The sequence below is a fragment of the Leptospira soteropolitanensis genome (assembly GCF_026151655.1).
Classification (GTDB): domain Bacteria; phylum Spirochaetota; class Leptospiria; order Leptospirales; family Leptospiraceae; genus Leptospira_A; species Leptospira_A soteropolitanensis.
Window position 1 is genome coordinate 464,644 of sequence record NZ_JAMQPN010000002.1, and the last position, 18,235, is coordinate 482,878.

Here is an 18,235-nt window from a genome sequence, read left to right on the forward strand (position 1 = left end):
GAAATGATCGCGAGATGAATCGTCTATTTCTAATTCTCTTTTTCATTTCCTTTGCTTTTGTTGGCTGTAAAAAAGAGAAAGATAAAAGTAATTCCTTAGAAGCTTTAATCACTCGCTTTCTAATCCGAAGTTTATTAAACTCCAATATCGACTCAGAACTTCCTTCCAATTTGAGTGTAGCTGTTCCTCGTTCTATTCGAAAACCTTCTTCTGGGCTTGGAGCTTCCCTTGGTAAAACACCCAAATCTGTAAAATCACTCTCACAAACAAAAGGAGTGGCTCAAGATACTTTTGACGCAGGATTTACAGGCCAAGCCTTTCTTACAGAAGGTACATCCATCGTATCAGAAATCTTACGAGATTCCAAACGAGACTTAGTTCTCATCAGTGGTGCTTACAAAACTGCAAAATCTAAACCAGGTGTTTGTATTCCCGGTGGAACTTCTACTGTACGAATCACACAATCAATGGAAGACGAATTCTTAGAGGGAATGGAAAGGTTGGGTCTAAGTGCTGACGAAGCAAGAGGCGAACTGATAAGCCTTCAAAATGAAGGCATTCTACCTCTTATTGGCCAAGCGGTACCAACCCCAGCAATGGTATATCGCCAACTTTCCAATGAGTATGATGTGCAAGTAGACTATTCTTTTGCTGATTCCATTGGAACACCTCAGCCTTGTCCGGCTAATAATAAATTTCAAAAGAGTATCAAATTCAAATCGGATAAATCAAAAATTTTTAGCTCCATTACCCGCTCTTTAAAAGTTTTTGGAATTTCTCTCAGTGTGGATGCATCCATTACCTACATTACCCAAGAAGGAAAAAAAGACAAAGCCATTTTAAATATCAAACAAGTCACTTCAGGTTCGGGGAATGTTGATAAATCTACAACTAGGTTTACCTTTGAAGAGTGCGAAAATGATACCAATGCTAATACTAATAAATGCGTAACACTTAGTTATAGTAACGTGTATGATACAAGTTCAGGAGATAAAATTACAACGACAGTCAAAGGAAAAACCAATGATTTCGGGGGGTATGTAACTACAGAATACATCGATAATTATAATGAAGAAGAATACTACCTAGAAGAAACCTATGATGAAAATGGTGACACTGGTTATTTTGCTGTAGATTATTATGATGTTGGAAACTCAACAAATGATTATGAAGAATTAGGATATTATGATTCTGATCTTTATGGTCAGTTTTATGAAAGTGGAACCAATGCTTACCAATTTGAATGGGATGCCTTTGTTGATTTTTCAAGTGCTATTCCTGGAGCTACAGGAATTGGCATTGATGCGGGTTTCAATGAATACGACGCTTACGTTTTGATGCCAGCTGGCGTAGATCCCAATATTTATCCTGACGAATACATTGGTTGGGGGGAGTTTTTTAACAATGTGAATAGTGGAGGTCCCGTCTATTACATAGATTTCTACGGAACCGCTGATCAAATTCCAACTGCAGAAGTTTGGCGGTATTATATCGATTCCAGTGGAAACGAACAATATGTTTCAGTCGCAGCAAGTAATACAGTAGTACAAATTTAAAATAGAATTGAAACCCAATATGTTAGAAAAAAAACAAATTAAAATTTATAGCCTTCTTATATCCATATCCTTGTTTAGTCCTAGTGTTTTATTTTCTTCGGAACCTTTTCATAATATCCAAGGATTCTACGGAGAAAGAGCAGCTGGACTTGGTGGTGCCTTTACAGCTATTGCCGATGACCCTTCTGGTGCCTATTATAACCCGGCTGGACTTGGATTTACTTACAACGATAGAATTTCTATTTCCGCAAGCAACTTCAAAGACGTAAAACGCAGTTATATCAACATAGATACTCCAGGACAAATTTATAACCAAACACACCAAGGTTTTGATCCAAACTTTATTGGTTTACTAAAAAACTTTGATCGTTGGAAGTTTGCCTTCTCCATCGTAAACACATACAATTACTCTTATAACCGTGTGGACCAAGTCAACTACCCACTAATATCTCCCACAATCAATTCAACAAGAAACTATACCAAAGAAAGATACAACCAACTGCTTGTTGGACCAAGTGCTGCCTATTTACTTTCCGACAAACTATCGCTTGGTGCCACACTTTATTACGTGAATGATACCAAGGAAGTTTCGAGAACACAATTCCAACAATTCTCCGACCTAAGTTATGTAATGCGTTCTTATGTGGACAATCGAAGAACATCTGCCATTATGCCAGTGCTTGGCATCCAATACCAACCAATCCAAAAACTCTCTCTCGGAATGAGTTACCGCAGAACCTTTGTGACGGGAGGTAACCGTCTCTACAACGAAGTATATGCTGACTCAACAAGAAGACCCGGAACCTCCGCCATCGATTTTATTGAGGGTACAGGAGATGGTGCCTCCGCTATAGAGGCCGGAGTTTTAAACCAACGACCGAAACTTACCACATCCATTCCGCAAACTTCTGAGTTACGGTTTGGAGTTGCCTTCTTTCCAACTTCCCGGTTTTTAGCATCCTTTGATATGATTCATACCACTGGATACAAATCGCGAAGGAACCAAGATGAAATCAGTTCATTTGGAAGAAGAGTTACTTACACCATAAATGATACCGAAGTCAGGGAATTGACAAGAGTATCTACCACCAATTTTGCTGCAGGTATGGAATACTACCTTACTGACACATTTTCAGTGTTAAGTGGCATATACACGAACGAACCCAATACAAAACCAATATCTTGGACAGAGTCGGCAGTCGATTTGTATTTACAAAACACTTACGGAAACCAAGTGCAGGCAAATTCCGGCGACTCGAGTGTGATTTACAAAGTAGCCAGGTCAGGAACCAATCCAAGAAATGAATATTCCCGAAACAAAGGGCTAAGTTTAGGTTTTTCTTGGGTCACATCCAAGTCATCCATCTCTGTAACTTATATCAGAGAAGTAGGATATGGAAATTCTCGTATTGATCCTAACTCACTTGCACAATCATTTGAATACAGCGCTCATTCCATTTACCTTATGGTAAGTTCTAGGAATTAATATATTTTACTTGTCCAATTGTATCCATCTCCCAATTTTAAGGTGATGGCGTTGGAACTTACTGACCAAAGACTAATCAATACCATTTTATCACAATCGGTTCATGCGATTGTGATCTCCGATTTAGAAGGTAACCTTGAGTATGTAAACCCGGCTTTCCTTTCGCTTTGGGGTTATCAACATTTGGATGAAGTAATCGGTCAAAACTCACTCAAGTTCACCGATGAAGTTGAAAAAACAAAACATATTTTATCCGAAATACTAACCCATTCAGAATGGAAAGGTGAATTGACTGCCAAAAGAAAAGATGGCTCCACTTTCGACATAGCTGTCACTGCTTATAGCTCTAAAGACAAACAAGGCAATATAACTCACCTCCTTGCTAGTTTCTCAGACCTTACCAAAACAAAAGAGTTAGAACAATATCAAAAGGAACGAGAAATCTACTTTTCCCAGATCTTAGATTCAATTACTGATTTAGTTTTTTGTAAGGATAAAAACTTTAAGGTCACCTATGCCAATAAAGCTTGTGCTGACTTTTATGGAGTAAGCAAACAAGAGTTAATAGGAATTCAAGATGTCGATTATAATAAAAATGAATACACAAATGCATATCATCTAGAAGACAAAAAGGTTTTTGATACGGGAATCACAAGTTACATAAGAAAAGAACCTAATATCAATAAAAATAATATCACAAGAATTTTTGAGACTGTAAAAAATCCAATTAGAGATGGGCAAGGCTCTATCAAAGAAATCGTCGGGGTATCCAGAGACATTACCGAAACATTGGTTTTGGAAGATCGATTGCAATTAGTCACAGAATTAACCTCTGACTATATTTATACCGCAAAAATAACGAGTGGCGAAGTGATTGCAGAATGGAGTTCTAAGGAACTCACAACTACATCAGGATATTCTATTGAAGAAATAGGTAAGTTAGGTGGTTGGTTCAATATCATTCTAAAGGAGGACTTAACCAATTTAGCCGAACGTATGACAAAAATTTTAAAGGGAGAAACGGGTGTGGTAGAATACCGTATCCGAACCAAATCAGGAAAAATCAAATGGTTGCGTGACTACACTCGTCCTATTCCAGGCGGGGATGGTAAAATCACATCCATCATTGGTGCAGTCAAAGACATCACAATTGAAAAAGAAACAGAATTAAAATACTTATCCAGTAGCCAAAGATACCAAGCTGCAATGAAGTCTGCCTTAGAAGCTATTTACTTTTTAGCTGCTTCTAAAAACAAAGATGGAGAAATCATTGATTTCATCATCTCCGACGTAAATGAAAAAGCAGAAGAACAACTTGGGATGAAAAAAGAGGAACTACTGGGAAAAGGAATTTGCCAACTATTTCCAGTCAACAGAGAGAATGGTTTCTTTGAAAAATATAAAGAAGTGGCAGAAACAAAAGTTGCCTTAGAGGAAGAATTCCAAATTCCAGGTAGCTATGTAGCACCGGGATATTATTACCATCAAGTCATTCCCACTAACGATGGAATTGTGATTCAAAACCGAGATATTTCGGATAGAAAGAGGATGGAAGAACTTCTCCTCAGAACCAATCGTCTGGCAAAAGTCGGAAGTTTTGATTATGATTTAACAAAAAAACAAATCACTCTTTCCATTGTGGCCACAGAAATTTTAGTCCAATCCTCCCATCATATTGAGGGGGTAGATTTAAGTTTTTTTGGAATAGAAGAGTTTAGTTCCATCATCAAACAAAAAGAAATACATTGTATCAAAACAAAGGAAAATTTTGATTTAGAATGCCTCGTTCGTGCTGGATCAGAATTTGAATTTTGGATTCGAATCATAGCAACACCAAAATTTTTGGAAAATACTTGTATTGGTTTTTATGGAGCCATTCAAAACATACATGACCAAAAACTTATTCAAGACTCCCTGCTAGAAAAAGAAACATTACTTTTGGCCCAAAATAAAGAATTGGAATCTTTAGTTCAAATTACTAAAAAACAAAACGAAAGACTAAAAGAATATACTTATATTACATCACATAACCTAAGGGCACCGATTGCCAACTTAATTAGTCTTACGACTATGTTAAAAGAAACTCCTACTAATATGGAACTACTTGGATTAATTGAGTCCTCATCTTACCAACTAGATCAAATCATTCGAAACTTAAATGAACTTTTAAATATTGAGAAAGATACAAAAGAACTTCCCAAATCAAAAATTTTAATCAAAGAAAGTATCGATTCACAACTTTTACTCTTAAAGAATGGTGCCAACCGAGAAATAGAGTTTATCAATCAAATCCCAGAAGAAATAAAACTTTTAGGATTCCAAGCCTACTTCGATAGTATCGTAAGCAATATTCTAAGTAATGCAATCAAGTATTCGAATCCAAATCAAGTTTGTAAAATCTCAGTTTCACATGAAGAAACTAAGGATTTATTGAAAATTGCAATCAGTGATAATGGGACAGGAATTGATATCAATCGGCATGGCACAAAGTTATTCAAAATGAATTTCCGTTTGCGACAGGACGTTGAAGGCAAAGGAATGGGATTATTTCTAGCCAAACACCAAATTGAAGCCATGAACGGATCCGTTGAAGTAAAAAGTGAACTTGGAAAAGGATCTACCTTTGTATTAACTTTTCCAAAAGTTTTACTTTGAACTTGGGTTCAACATAAAAAATTCTTTGGCATCTTCATAACCATGACGTAGTAGAACTTCAGCCTGTTCTTTTTTAAAATTAAGAATACTCACAAGTCCCAACATTCTTTTGGGAGCAATCACTGAAATTTTTGCATTTTTAAACTGAGTTCGTAATCCCAACAAAAAGTTTTCTATTGGCGTAAGGCCTTTCATGACTGATTTCCTATATTCTAACCCTTGTTCTACGCTTCTATAGGAACCAAGAAGATACAATTCAAATAAACGCTCTAAAGCTTCGTCTTTTGTTTCTGGAACATCCATCATCTGCACTCCTCCAACAGGAGAAAGTAAAACTACTACTATTTCTGATGCCTCATGCGTAAGTGCCGGAAGGATCGGAGTGTTAGCCATCACTCCCCCATCCCAATAAGGTTCACCGTCAATCATTTGCCAAGGAAAGATCATTGGTATAGCAGAAGATGCTAAAATATGTTCTATTCTTAAATTTGGATTTTCAAAAAATTTAAGTTCTGAGGTTAAAATATTCACAGCAGAAATAATTATTTTTGTTTTGGATTCATTTAACTTTGAAAAATCCAAATTCTCATGAATGAATTTTTTTAATGGATACGTTTCCACCAAAGGATAGTATCTCCTTCTAAATAATCCTTTTAACATATTCCAAATCGAATATCGCATGATATTTCGTTGGTTGAGCCTAAGCCACAACTCAGCCAAACGACTCGAATTCATTCCCGAACCAATAGCACAGGCATTGATAGCGCCAACAGAAGTCCCACAAATGATGTCTGGTTTCCAATGAATTTCTTCTAAATACCGCAAAACACCTGCTTGGTACGCTCCTCTTGCGCCACCGCCAGACAATACCAATGCTCTTTTTTTCCCCATACTATTTTCCCACCGTAAAAATATCTCTGCCAGTTACATACCTTTCTTTCCACCATTTTTCATTTAGGGATTGGATGACCACTCCCCGGCTTGTGGAGGCATGAATGAAGTTACCATTGTCTAAAACCATTCCTACATGAGTAATTTTACTAGTGTTTGGTGATGCAGAGAAAAATACCAAGTTTCCAATCTGTTGACGATCTCTTGAAACAGATTTTCCAATCTGTGCTTGGTCTCTTGCTGACCGTGGAATCATCCTTTCATTCATTCCTATTTTTGAATCGGTAAGTATTGATTTTGTCAGTCCAGAACAATCCACCCCCCTTCTCGAATAACCTCCATAAAGGTAAGGTGTTCCAATCCATTGACGTCCCACTGGATCGACTAATTTTCGTTTATCTTTTTCACTAGAGGAATTGATCTTGGGGTCTAAAGTTTGTTCTTCCATAAAAATAACATTGGGGTCAAGTTTGGGTCTTTCCTTGGTCACCCATTCCCCTTGTTCATTCCAAATGATCTCTGTTCGCCTTTCTGAGATTTGAAAGTTTTCCATCGGAACGGATTTAGAACTCAGTTGCATGCTATCGGTTTTGATTGCCTCCCAATGTGTTTCGTCAATTTTTCCTAATGAAGATTCATACCAATTTTTGAAAAATTTGTTCTTTTTCTCATCACTTAGATTTTCAAATTGTTTGGGAAGGTTAGATTCCAAATTATTTAGCGTGAGTTTCGAGTTGGATTCTTTTTTTCTAGACAATACTACCAAACGTCCTGCCACAAGAACGGAGGCACCACTCCATTTTTTTAAATTGGCAATTCTTAAAATTTCGAGTACGGTATCTTCAGAAACTTTTGAAAGATTCATTTCTTTAAAGAACTTACCCAGGTAAGGAATGTCTTTTTTACTTGGTTTTGCTGTGATAAAATAAGGAATTAATTCCTCTGTTTCTTCCCAATTAAATCCATAATCTTTTAGAATGACAAACCTTTCGACTTCTGCTGCAAACTCTTCTGGTGGCATAGATTCAAAAGCCGCCCAAACTCGTAAGGATTTTACAATTTCTTTGATAGCGGGGTCGTTTGCTCGGTCTCCCATACGTTTACGAATTTCATTTCGGATCAGAAGAGATTCCTGTTTATTATAAACTGATTCCACAAGCGAATCTATGTTTTGTGATGAAATAGAACTCACTGACAAAAGAAAGAAAATACAAATAAAAACCCATCGAAAACAAAGTTTCTGAAACATACTTTGTATGATAACGAATCGAATCTATTGTAAAGTAGGATTTAGAAATTTCTCTTTATTGTGATTGATTTTATCTTTGGAAGAAATATATCCGAGTTCAATAAGACGTTTGTAAGCAGGCCAATCCAAAAGGCCAAAATTATTGGTCGGAATTTGCAAAAATAGATCTGATATCTTTTCTGTTTGACGAATACGTTCCCTGCTAGATGCAAGAACCGAACGAATGATAATGTCCCCTATAGGAGGGAACTTTGGCCTCAGTATTTCATTAAAGTTAATCAAATTAGTCATTTGAGTGAGTGGGTTTGCCATGACTCCAGGATTTGTTTTATCAAAATAGGATGATAACTCTCGGTCCTGGTCCGGGTAAATATCACCAAAGACATCGACAGAAATAATATTCCCAGCACCACGTTCTTTCAGTTCAATTCCTGGAACATTGTCAAGTACGCCTCCATCCACATATACCACACCTTCTTCCACAAATGGAGGGACTACACCTGGAATGGATGTACTGGCTCGAATTGCTTTCCACAAATCTCCCTTGTCAAACACACGAATTTCTGAATGTGATAAGTCGGTTGCAATTGCAAAATATGGAATCCATAAATCTTCGATTTGAATGGATCCAAAAAATTTCCGAATGGCTTCCGTATATTTTTTCCCAGTGGTGAGTGATAAAACGGGGATTGTATATTCGTTTAACAAGTCTTTGGAGATCCAAAATGCTTTTGCTTTTTCTTCACTGCCTCCGCTCGTTTCACCCATAGCAATGAGCGCAGAAAATATAGCACCTGCACTTGTGCCAGAAACCATATCGATGGGAATTTGGTTTTCTTCGAGTGCCCGCAAAACTCCTAAATGAGAAAATCCTTTGGCTCCACCTCCTCCGAGTGCTAGGCCAATAGATTTTCCAAGAAGTCCCCTTCCCAATCTTTCCCAAGTGTCTAACCGGTCAAAATGTACATGATAATGGCGATGGAAATTTTTTTTACGCAAATGTTTGATGGTTCCTGGAACCACCTCCTCAGGATTTGGTTGGAGGAGGATCAGTATTTGATTTCTATCTTTCATTTGTTTTTTATCTAGAAGAGATTCTAACTCTATGCAGTTGGGATCTGCCGTAGCCTCTTTGATAAATAGAATTGAATCGGACTGCCTAAGTGCTCTCTCTGACCAAGTGGAAATTTCATTTTTGTCTTCTATTAGATAAAAAACAAAATCAAATTCTGCTTCAATTTGAGAAAAAAAGCGAATGATCCAAGGTTCTCTATCATTTTCAGCTAACGCTTGCAATTCGTTTGTTCTATCTAAAAAAACTTTTTCATCCACAACGCAAAAAGAGCCATACCTAAGAAACACAAGTCCTAGGTTATGAATGATTTCATCTAAAATACTTTTAGGAAGAATAGACAAAATTGAATAAGTACGAGAAAGAGGAACAAAACCTTTAGTTTCTTTTTTCGCATGAGCCAAACGTTCCGCTATAATTTTTGTGATTTGCAAAAGGCTTTCTGGGTATTTGAGTAATATTGACAAAGCCACATCTCTCGGAACCCGAATGAGTTCAGAATCTCGAATTGCCTTTACAGTTGCCGAACGTTTTTCCCCAGTGAATAAACTGAGCTCTCCAATGATGTCTAGCCTTTTGAATTCTCCAACATCGCGAATGGATCCGTCATTCCCCCTCTTTTCAAAACGAAGTTTACCCGCAGCTAATATATATAAATCATTACCATCTGAATTTTCTTCGAATAAAACCTCACCTCCCACTAAAAATTCCCGAACGGTATGGTCTTTCATTTCCCGAAGAACGGTATGCGGCAAATTTTTGAACAGATCAGCCAAAGTGAGATACTGCGAAAGACTTGGATTTTTCGATAACCGAATTCGTTTCACCTCATTGGTTTTACTAAATGGTTACAAAATTTCAACCTCCTTTTCTTTTTAAAAACAGACCAAATATAATGATTCATAAGTAGATTTTCCTAGTTAGAGGAATTGAAACAAAAGAGTTGTCGCCAAAGAGGTGGATTCCTAGAATTTGGAAGTGGAACCAATACGATGATTGCAAGTTTACGAGGGAAATTAATTCAATTAGAAATGGATCATCTGGTCCTAGATGTCGCCGGTGTAGGATACGAAGTCCATATTCCATTTCCTTTGCATTTAGAATGTAAAAATAAAATGAAAGAAGAGGTTTTTATACATATCTTTCATTCCATCACAGACAGAGGAGAACGTCTATTTGGTTTTTCCACAAGGAAAGACAGAGAACTTTTCCAACTCATCAAATCTTTACATGGAATTGGAGAACTTACCGCCTTAAAAATATTATCTTTTTTTCAAGCCGATGATTTGTATAAAATCGCAAAAGAGGATGACCGAAAGACCTTGGAAAAAATTCCCAAAGTGAAAGGTAAAACTTCTGAAAAAATTCTTTTTGAAATCAAACAAAACCTTAAAAAACTAGAAATCTTTTTAAGTGATGAATCGGAAAAACCAGACCGAGAAGACAGAGAAACGGATTTAGCAACCCTTGCCCTCATCCAACTGGGATTCGACGAGAAGACTGCCACAAAACAAGTATCAGATGCAAAAAAAATAAATCCACTGGCAACTGCTTCCGAAATAGTCAAACAAGTGATTACAGGAAGTCGCTAAATCAAAACATACGGAGGAGATACCAATTCCCCTCCGATTTCATAAAACTTGGGTTAATTAAATACCTTTCTAATTTCGGATTTTCTTCAAACCGAAACTTTATCTCTACTTCCTCAATAGAAGCTACGTAAATATCAACAAACACTTGCTTTGTGAAAGCGAATACAGCACGGACAGTTAAATTTCCAGAACTCCCCTTCTTCTGGTCCAATTTCTCTGAGTCGAAGTAATAAACCTGAAAATACCCATTCGGATCTTTTAGGTCTTTTTTTACATCCTCAATGGTCCAATACCCTTTAGCATCCACATACAAACCTAGGTTTGGATGGATGAGAGAAACTAGATGGTCAAACTTCTTTTCACAAAGATCTCCAAGTAAAACCTTTAATTCGGATAAAATTTGAGTTTGGTCAAATTTAGAAAGACCTGTACCATAAACCTTTCCCATTGTCAGAGGAATGGGGCAAGTGAGTTCTTTCGTTTCAGAAATTGGAGAAGAACTTAAGTCTCTAGTTTCAAGTTTCTGTGAAAGTTTGTTTTCTTTTGGCTCAGAACCAGTTGTTTGGATTTGGCAATGGTAGAAAACCACTATGAATAAAACCAAATAACAAATTCGTTTGTTCTGAAATCCCATTACATTGTTTTGTTGAGAAGATCCTCAAACAAATCTCCGCTATACATCTCGAGGGCACCATTACTTGCAGCTATGATTTTTTTACCAGCTTCCGTGACATCAAAATTTCCAACCACATATCCTTTGGAGGCACCTAACTCTTCCATTTGGTTTGTCATCTCTCGAAGAAATACGTCTGAAACTTTTGCGTCTTTCCATTTACGAACTCTAAATAGTGCTCTTTTGTTTACATCTTCCTTGGAAGATGCCAGTAAATTCACTCCATCGGCTTCGGGATTTGAAATTTCTTTTGTGACTCTATATCCCATACTCATGACCATACGAGTGGCTTGGTTTTTAAAATTGGTTCCAGGAAGGCTAATGAATTTTTCAAATTTATCCAATCCCAACATATCAAGTTTAGAGGTAAGTTTTTTTCCACTGTCATCCACCATACCTTTGATATTAAAGGGTTTGGAGGAACGCATACCACTTAACTCAAAATAACGAGAGTTGGGAAATAAATTCACTGATAACAAATTAAGTTCTCGAGTTAGGTCGTATTCATGGGTTAAGGATTCTACAGTACCTGTCCCTCGTTCCAACCTATATTTTAAATTCGCAAGTGCCACTACATCTGGGTCATCCAAACGTTCCGCTTCTGCCTCAATCAAATATTCGGAAGCATCATCGAGCCTACCCATATAAATGGTAATCATTGCAAAGTGAATGCTTGTTTCTATAATTTCGCTTGGCCAAGCATTGAGTCTTGCCATCTCCATACAAAGGCGTCCATACTTTAACGCTTCTGGAAAGTTCTGCATAAGAATTGCTTCCGTCATTAAAAACTGAAAGAGAGTAAAGCGAACAAACTCGTCTTCGATCTGTTCGCTGACAGCAACAGCCGTTTTCACAGCATCTTTGTGTTTGTTCTCCCTCGAAAGAGAAAGAGCATATAAAAATCCAGAAACAGGAGATTTTTCTAGTTTGTAGGCTTTTTCAAAATACTCTCTTTCCTTTCCCCCACCAGTCACACCAGAGATCACACCTCGGGCAATGAAGTAAGCAGAGAGATTAATTTTCTCTTCTGGAATCCGGGAAAAAAAATGTTCTGCTATTTTGAATTCTTTTTGTCCGAGAGCCATAAACCCTAAACGCAGGCATGCCACGGGATTTGACCGATCCACTTGGATGGTGTCCAAATAATGAAAGAAAGCTTCTTCAAAAAAATCCTTATTATAATAAATATCTGCGATGCGGTTAGAAACAGTTACGGCATCGATTTCTTTTGTATACCGGTTGTTTTTTTTTATAATTTCTAGGTGTTTGGCTTCATTTAAGGGGTCATTCTCCATAGCGTAAATCTTTGCCATGACGTAGTGACCGTAGGGATTTTGGTGGTCTTCTTCGAGTTTTTCCCGAACAAGAGCCCTTGCATCTAAAAAATTCCCGAGCGTAGCAAGGCTCAAGGCCTTGGCATAACTATCTCGTCTCTGACCGACAATGAAGGTCAAGAGAAACCCGAGCATAATCACTGCTGCTCCTACAAAGATAAAAAATGCCAAATTCGCCTACTTCCTATTTTCCTATTTTAGTTGGTAAAAAAGAGTCTTACGTCAATTCTGTCCTGGAAGTGATACAACTCACCTACATTTCATTTGCTTTACGACTTCTCTTCCGGGATCGACTTTACTCGGTGGCCTATGGCCTCGTCGGTGCCCTGGTTTTTACATTCTTTTTACTCGCTATAAGGATCCACTTCCATTTGTATTCTGGGGTGTCCCTTACTAGTATCGTTTCCTTTGACCAATCTCCGCAGATTCTTTTTTATTCCACGAGTTTTGCACTGATGACCCTCTTTTTCTTCCATTGCCTACATGGACTGGGTGATATCGGAGTGATGATGGCCATAGGCGGAAACCGATTGGGTTGCATTTGGCTTCACTCTTTGTCCTTATTTTTCCTATTTTTACCAAGTTTCCTACTGGCAATCATGATTAACATTGGATATATGAACCCACCTGCTAACTTTGGGCTCACAAACGAGTTAAAATCCATAGCAACCTGTTTGGTTCTTTTTATTGCCCTTGGACTTTTGGTTTCTGTTCCCACTATAGGAATCAGTTCCTATATCGATCCTTATAAATCCATACGGAGACAGAAATAATGTTACTCCGTGTTCACAACTTAACCAAACGATTCGGCAAAGACGAAGCAGTAAGTTCTGTCAGTTTCGACGTAAACCAAGGCGACTATGTTGCTATCATTGGACCTTCTGGATCGGGTAAAACTACTTTGTTATCCATGTTAACTGGAATGTTATCTCCCACAGAAGGCGACATTCTCTATGACCAAATCAAACTCTCTCAAATCTCCAAACAAGAATTAGCGGAAATTCGCGCAAGAGACCTCGGACTTGTTTTTCAGTTTTCAGAATTAGTAGGAAATCTGACAATCAGAGAAAATATTCTTTTACCGGGACTTTTCACTCGAAAGTTTTCCAATGCAGACTACATTCGCAAATGTGATTATTTGATCGAACATTTAAAGTTAGGTGATATTCAAAATGCCATTCCTCGAACCTTGTCTGGGGGACAAATCCAAAAGGCAGCCATCGCCCGTTCTCTCATCAACGATCCGGCAATTCTTTTTGCCGATGAACCATCGGGAGATTTAGATCCAGAAAACAGTTATCTTGTCCAACTCCTCCTTGCTGAGTATAATAAAAGAAACCATTCCATCATCCTTGTCACACATGATATGAAACTAGCATTCGATGCTCAAACTGTTTACGAAATGAAAAATGGAAAGTTTGCGCAGGTCATTAAAGGGGAATGAATTTGCGAAAAGCATTGGGAGTGGATATCGGAGGGGGAAGTATAAGGGTTAGTCTCTTCGATGAAACAGGAAAGGAACTGGAAACAGAAGTTTCTCCTACACCGATTCATTTAGACAACGAAAGTTTTTTAAAAATCCTAAAAGATACCATTCGTCCTCTCGCAAAAGATGGAATTGGAATTGGTGTAGGTTCGCCCGGTCCCCTAGACAATGAACGCGGGGTTTTGATTGCAAGTGCAAATATGCAAGGTTTAAAAAACCTCCCCATCTCCGAATCTCTCAAAAAAGAATTTTCCCTGCCCGTTTGGTATGAAAACGATGCCAACTGTGCCGCCTTAGGTGAAGCATACTTCGGTGATTATAAAGATGCTGAATCGCAACTGATCCTTACCTTAGGAACTGGTGTTGGTGGCGGTTTTGTAAACAAAGGAATTTTGTATTCTGGATATCTTGGAAATGGAATTGAAATAGGTCATACCACTTCTGTCATTGGGGGAGCCTTATGCGGATGTGGGGTTTGTGGCTGTGTGGAAAGTTATTTTTCTACCAAAGGATTTCTTGGTAGGTATAAAGATAAGTCCGGTCGAACCTTGGCAAATGCGGAGGAATTTTTTCATTTGGTCAGACAAAATGATCCAATAGCAAAAGAAATTCTGGATTTTGGAACCTTGGCCTTAGCCCATGCGGTAAGAAACGCAATCCATTTACTAAACCCAGAAGCAGTTGTTTTTGTTGGTGGAATCACAAAATCTTACGATCTTTTTGGAAAATTACTAGAATCCGAAATCAGATCCTCCATCTTTCCTGTATTAAATGAAAGATTAAAAATTGGTCCGGGAGGGAGTTTGTCTGGTGCATTAGGTGCCGCTTCTCTCGTGTTTTCAAAGGAGAAAGTATAGAATGGAAAATTGTCTTTTCTGCAAAATTGCCAGTGGAGAAATCCAAACCAAAAAAGAATACGAATCGGAAAATATATTAGTATTTCATGATATTACTCCGCAAGCTCCGTTCCATGTTCTATTCATTCCCAAAGTCCATATATCGAGTATGAATCAAATTGGAGAATTGGATCCAAAAATACTCTCAGAAATATTTCAAACCATACCCAAAATTGCAGAACAAAATGGAATTTTAGAAAAAGGATATCGTTTAGTAAACAATTGTGGAAATTTCGGTGGCCAAACGGTAAACCATATCCACTTTCACTTGCTAGGTGGTCGACATCTAAAATGGCCACCAGGTTAAAAGGATAGAATGAGAAAATTAATATTTGGAATCATAGTTTCGGGCGTTGCGATTTATTTCCTTTCGAAAAACTTTGACCTAACTGAATTTGAACGATTGGAAGGAAAAATCAATTGGTGGATTTTTCCATTACTCTTTCTTTCAAACTTATGGGCGTTTGTTCCCTTCTCTATCCGTTGGTATTATCTATTAGAGAAAAAAATTAGTTTTTCTGAAAGTTTCACCACAGCCATCATCGGAGTGGGACTCAATATGGTGCTTCCTGCTAGAGGTGGTGATCTTGTCCGACTGATTATGAACAAACGAGATACAGAACTTCCACTCACGCATTTATTCAGTCGTATCTTTCTAGAGAAGGTAATGGATTTGGGATCTGTTGTTGTGATTGGAGCTACCGCCCTTTTTTATATGGGACTCGGACAATCTAAAAACTTAAGTCTTTTGCTTATCTCCACTTTGGTCATTTTAGGAATGATTGTGGGCCTTGTCTTAGTTCGTTATTTTTTAGAACCTTTACGCCAATTGGCCAAAAAAATCTTTGGAATTATCGGTAAACACGGATTATATGAAGAAAAATTAGATCATCATTTAGTTGAGTTTTCCTCTTTTTTAAAAGGTGACAAATTATTAAAACCAGTCCTCTACTCTATTCCTACTTGGGTTTTAGGTTATGCCATTTCCTATTATCTGGCTGGTTTACTGATAGACATGCCACTTAAATTCCCAGAGGCCCTACTTTTTATGTTCCTGGGAGGAATGGGAGTCGCCATCCCTTCGGCCCCATCCGGGATTGGAGTTTTCCATGCAGCAATCATCTCGGGTTTTATTATCCTTGGAAGAGACCCTGGCGAAGGACTCGTCTATGCTACAGTGGTTCACCTAACACAGTTTATCATTACCACGAGTTTAGCCCTTGTGGCTTATTTTTATTGGAAGTGGACAGAAGGAAAAAAATCCAAAGTCAAAAGATTCTAATTCCCTTAGTATAAACCATCCCTCACTCAAGAGAGATGGTTTTCTTTGGCTTTTTTTTAGATCAGATTTTCTTCCGATGGGGTGGAAACATCTTACTTTCAATATGCACAATCAATCGGATATTTTACCGATTAGTTGCAATCATTTTGCGAATTAACTACCTAACTTAAAGCCTTAATCACATCATCCGGTGCTTGTACAAGTTCCACAAGAACCCCTTCACTACAAAGTGGAAACTCTTCATTTCCTTTGGGATGAATAAAACAAACATTATATCCTGCAGCACCTTTACGAATTCCACCAGGAGTAAACCTAACGCCTTGTTTGGTGAGATATTCTACACATTCTTCCAATTTATCAATCCACAAACCAATATGATTGAGTTTTGGATCATGTACTTTAGGGCTTTTGTTTGGATCAATGGGTTGCATCAGATCAATCTCTACTTTAAATGGACCATTCCCCATTGACAAAATGTCCTCATCCACATTTTCTTTTTCACTTTTGTAATCTGAAACTTTCGTAAGTCCCATAACATCTACCCAAAACTTGGATAATTTTTCTTTTGACTCACCACCAATGGCAACTTGTTGGATTCCTAATACTTTAAAAGGACGGGACATGACCTACCCTCTCCTATCCTATTTCCGCAAAAATCCCTCTCAGAATTTACACCGAAAATTATATTTTTTTCCATTTTGAAGAACTTTAGATTCTTAGCCACCGCAAATTCATTCAAATATAACTGAGAGTACTTACAATTAAACCATCTGTATTGCCTCATGGCTGTTTTTAAGACACCATTAGCACCTTCTACAGCGTTACTGTTAACCCCTTCTTTACTCCACCTCTCCCTTGAGAAAGTATGTATTTTCCTCTTAGCTTTTAGAGAGTGATTAATTAACCTTACGTTTCTATATTTCCCAAAAAGAGAACTATAAGCCTCATCTGCCATTAACACATTATAAGGAGAAAGAACTTTAGAGAGGTGACTTATTGCATAATCTGAAGTAGTGAGAGGGTGAGATTCATAGAAGCTAAGACACCCTTTAATCGTTATGTTAGAAGCTAGTGAGCCTACTTGTTCCCCTCCACTTTTAACAGACCTGTATATTGAGGAAGTAATTCCACCATGTCTATAACGTGACCTATATTTATTTGCCGAGACCCCTACAGAAAAGATAGCAAGTGAATCTATATTAACGATTACCCTTTGTTTTATTGCCTTAGATACATCTCCTCTAAATGGCATTTTCTCATTATTGTTTTGTTTAGCTTCAAGCTCTAAGGCTTCTTTAGTTTGTCTTAAGAAACTGTCATTAAGTTGGCTCATAAAAGCTTGTATTCTCTTTTTCAATAACCACGCTGAGGGATAAGATTTTAGATTTAACCTTCTTTGAATTGCTTTTGAAGTAATAACATTAGGATAGGAAAGTATTATCTCATGTAAGATATATGAGAAGTAGCTAAGGGGTAAATGTAAACCTTGGAGTGGTGTATTCTTCGCTAATGATCTTTGGCTATGGCAGATAGGACACTTTCCCATTAACTGCCTACCCTTTACTTTGGAAGGTTCTAAGTGTATGTCGGGATGATTTTTACAGAACTTAGGATAGAAGGATTTTAAGATGTTATAAGTGAGATTATTATAGTGGTCACTTATTATTTTATGCGTCTCTAGAATGTTAGTATGATTAATAGCCTCTACTTGTGAAGGGTTTTGTAATGAAGCTAGTAGACTTTCTACAGGTGAGAGATTCGGAGAGGAATTTATGCGGAAACGAGATAAGTTCCTTGAGTCATTTAGACAAGAATCTGTTTTCCCTGTATCATTGTCAGGAATCACACTTTTTACCCTTATTTCAGCCAATCTAGAACGAGACATAATTAAGATTTCTTGATTAGAAAGACAAATAAGTCAAGTTTTTTGAGTCATTTTACCCTCAATTCCACTACTCATTTGATAACCATTTTCAAGAATAATACTACACACCTGTATTGCACGATACATCCGTATTGTTCTTTTTACACTTGTTACTGTAACGACCAAATACAAGAGAGCC

16 protein-coding genes are annotated in these 18,235 nt (G+C 37.5%); 9 read left to right on the plus strand and 7 right to left on the minus strand.

The window, feature by feature from the left end:
• Window positions 1–14: 14 nt before the first annotated feature.
• Genes ND811_RS06925 through ND811_RS06935 form a run of 3 tightly spaced genes read left to right on the plus strand, consistent with a single transcriptional unit; the run spans window position 15 to window position 5,697 of the window.
• On the plus strand, window positions 15–1,556 hold the full coding sequence (locus tag ND811_RS06925) for a hypothetical protein (RefSeq protein WP_265351355.1): 1,542 nt from the start codon (window positions 15–17) through the stop codon (window positions 1,554–1,556).
• 19 nt (window positions 1,557–1,575) lie between these two features.
• Complete coding sequence (locus tag ND811_RS06930) at window positions 1,576–3,042, plus strand: OmpP1/FadL family transporter (protein WP_265351356.1); 1,467 nt, start codon at window positions 1,576–1,578, stop codon at window positions 3,040–3,042.
• A gap of 45 nt (window positions 3,043–3,087) precedes the next feature.
• On the plus strand, window positions 3,088–5,697 hold the full coding sequence (locus ND811_RS06935; RefSeq protein WP_265351357.1) for a PAS domain-containing sensor histidine kinase: 2,610 nt from the start codon (window positions 3,088–3,090) through the stop codon (window positions 5,695–5,697).
• Here the strand turns inward: ND811_RS06935 and ND811_RS06940 are convergent.
• The 3 genes from ND811_RS06940 to ND811_RS06950 are packed head-to-tail and all read right to left on the minus strand — an operon-like array spanning window position 5,689 to window position 9,736.
• Entirely contained in the window at window positions 5,689–6,588 is a 900-nt protein-coding gene (locus ND811_RS06940) for a patatin-like phospholipase family protein (RefSeq protein WP_265351358.1), read from the minus strand. The genes ND811_RS06935 and ND811_RS06940 overlap by 9 nt on opposite strands.
• Window position 6,589: 1 nt before the next feature.
• Complete coding sequence (locus ND811_RS06945) at window positions 6,590–7,837, minus strand: C40 family peptidase (protein ID WP_265351359.1); 1,248 nt, start codon at window positions 7,835–7,837, stop codon at window positions 6,590–6,592.
• 24 nt (window positions 7,838–7,861) lie between these two features.
• Window positions 7,862–9,736: a patatin-like phospholipase family protein gene (locus tag ND811_RS06950; RefSeq protein WP_265351360.1), complete on the minus strand. Its 1,875-nt coding sequence runs from the start codon at window positions 9,734–9,736 to the stop codon at window positions 7,862–7,864.
• A 165-nt stretch (window positions 9,737–9,901) separates the two neighbouring features.
• Here ND811_RS06950 and ruvA point away from each other — a divergent pair, with 165 nt between their 5' ends.
• Complete coding sequence (ruvA, locus tag ND811_RS06955) at window positions 9,902–10,501, plus strand: Holliday junction branch migration protein RuvA (RefSeq protein ID WP_265351614.1); 600 nt, start codon at window positions 9,902–9,904, stop codon at window positions 10,499–10,501.
• 1 nt (window position 10,502) lies between these two features.
• Here ruvA and ND811_RS06960 read toward each other — a convergent pair whose 3' ends face one another.
• A complete protein-coding gene (locus tag ND811_RS06960; RefSeq protein WP_265351361.1) occupies window positions 10,503–11,135 on the minus strand; it encodes a hypothetical protein in 633 nt (210 codons plus the stop codon).
• A complete protein-coding gene (locus ND811_RS06965; RefSeq protein ID WP_265351362.1) occupies window positions 11,135–12,679 on the minus strand; it encodes a tetratricopeptide repeat protein in 1,545 nt (514 codons plus the stop codon). Before ND811_RS06965 ends, ND811_RS06960 begins: the two co-directional genes overlap by 1 nt.
• On the opposite strand from ND811_RS06965, the gene ND811_RS06970 reads away from it, so the two are divergent.
• The 5 genes from ND811_RS06970 to ND811_RS06990 are packed head-to-tail and all read left to right on the plus strand — an operon-like array spanning window position 12,673 to window position 16,172.
• A complete protein-coding gene (locus ND811_RS06970) occupies window positions 12,673–13,281 on the plus strand; it encodes an ABC transporter permease (RefSeq protein WP_265351363.1) in 609 nt (202 codons plus the stop codon). The genes ND811_RS06965 and ND811_RS06970 overlap by 7 nt on opposite strands.
• Window positions 13,281–13,952 carry an ABC transporter ATP-binding protein gene (locus ND811_RS06975; RefSeq protein WP_265351364.1) on the plus strand — a complete coding sequence of 224 codons (672 nt, stop codon included), beginning with the start codon at window positions 13,281–13,283 and terminating at the stop codon, window positions 13,950–13,952. Before ND811_RS06970 ends, ND811_RS06975 begins: the two co-directional genes overlap by 1 nt.
• A gap of 2 nt (window positions 13,953–13,954) precedes the next feature.
• Complete coding sequence (locus tag ND811_RS06980; protein WP_265351615.1) at window positions 13,955–14,851, plus strand: ROK family protein; 897 nt, start codon at window positions 13,955–13,957, stop codon at window positions 14,849–14,851.
• Window position 14,852: 1 nt separating this feature from the next.
• Complete coding sequence (locus ND811_RS06985; protein ID WP_265351365.1) at window positions 14,853–15,197, plus strand: histidine triad nucleotide-binding protein; 345 nt, start codon at window positions 14,853–14,855, stop codon at window positions 15,195–15,197.
• Window positions 15,198–15,206: 9 nt separating this feature from the next.
• Window positions 15,207–16,172 (plus strand): lysylphosphatidylglycerol synthase transmembrane domain-containing protein, encoded by a 966-nt coding sequence (locus tag ND811_RS06990; RefSeq protein WP_265351366.1) that lies wholly within the window; start codon window positions 15,207–15,209, stop codon window positions 16,170–16,172.
• A gap of 161 nt (window positions 16,173–16,333) precedes the next feature.
• On the opposite strand, the gene ND811_RS06995 is transcribed toward ND811_RS06990, so the two are convergent.
• A complete protein-coding gene (locus ND811_RS06995) occupies window positions 16,334–16,795 on the minus strand; it encodes a VOC family protein (protein WP_135744085.1) in 462 nt (153 codons plus the stop codon).
• Window positions 16,771–18,057 carry a hypothetical protein gene (locus ND811_RS07000; RefSeq protein WP_265361134.1) on the minus strand — a complete coding sequence of 429 codons (1,287 nt, stop codon included), beginning with the start codon at window positions 18,055–18,057 and terminating at the stop codon, window positions 16,771–16,773. The genes ND811_RS06995 and ND811_RS07000 overlap by 25 nt, the downstream gene beginning before the upstream one ends.
• Window positions 18,058–18,235: the final 178 nt, after the last annotated feature.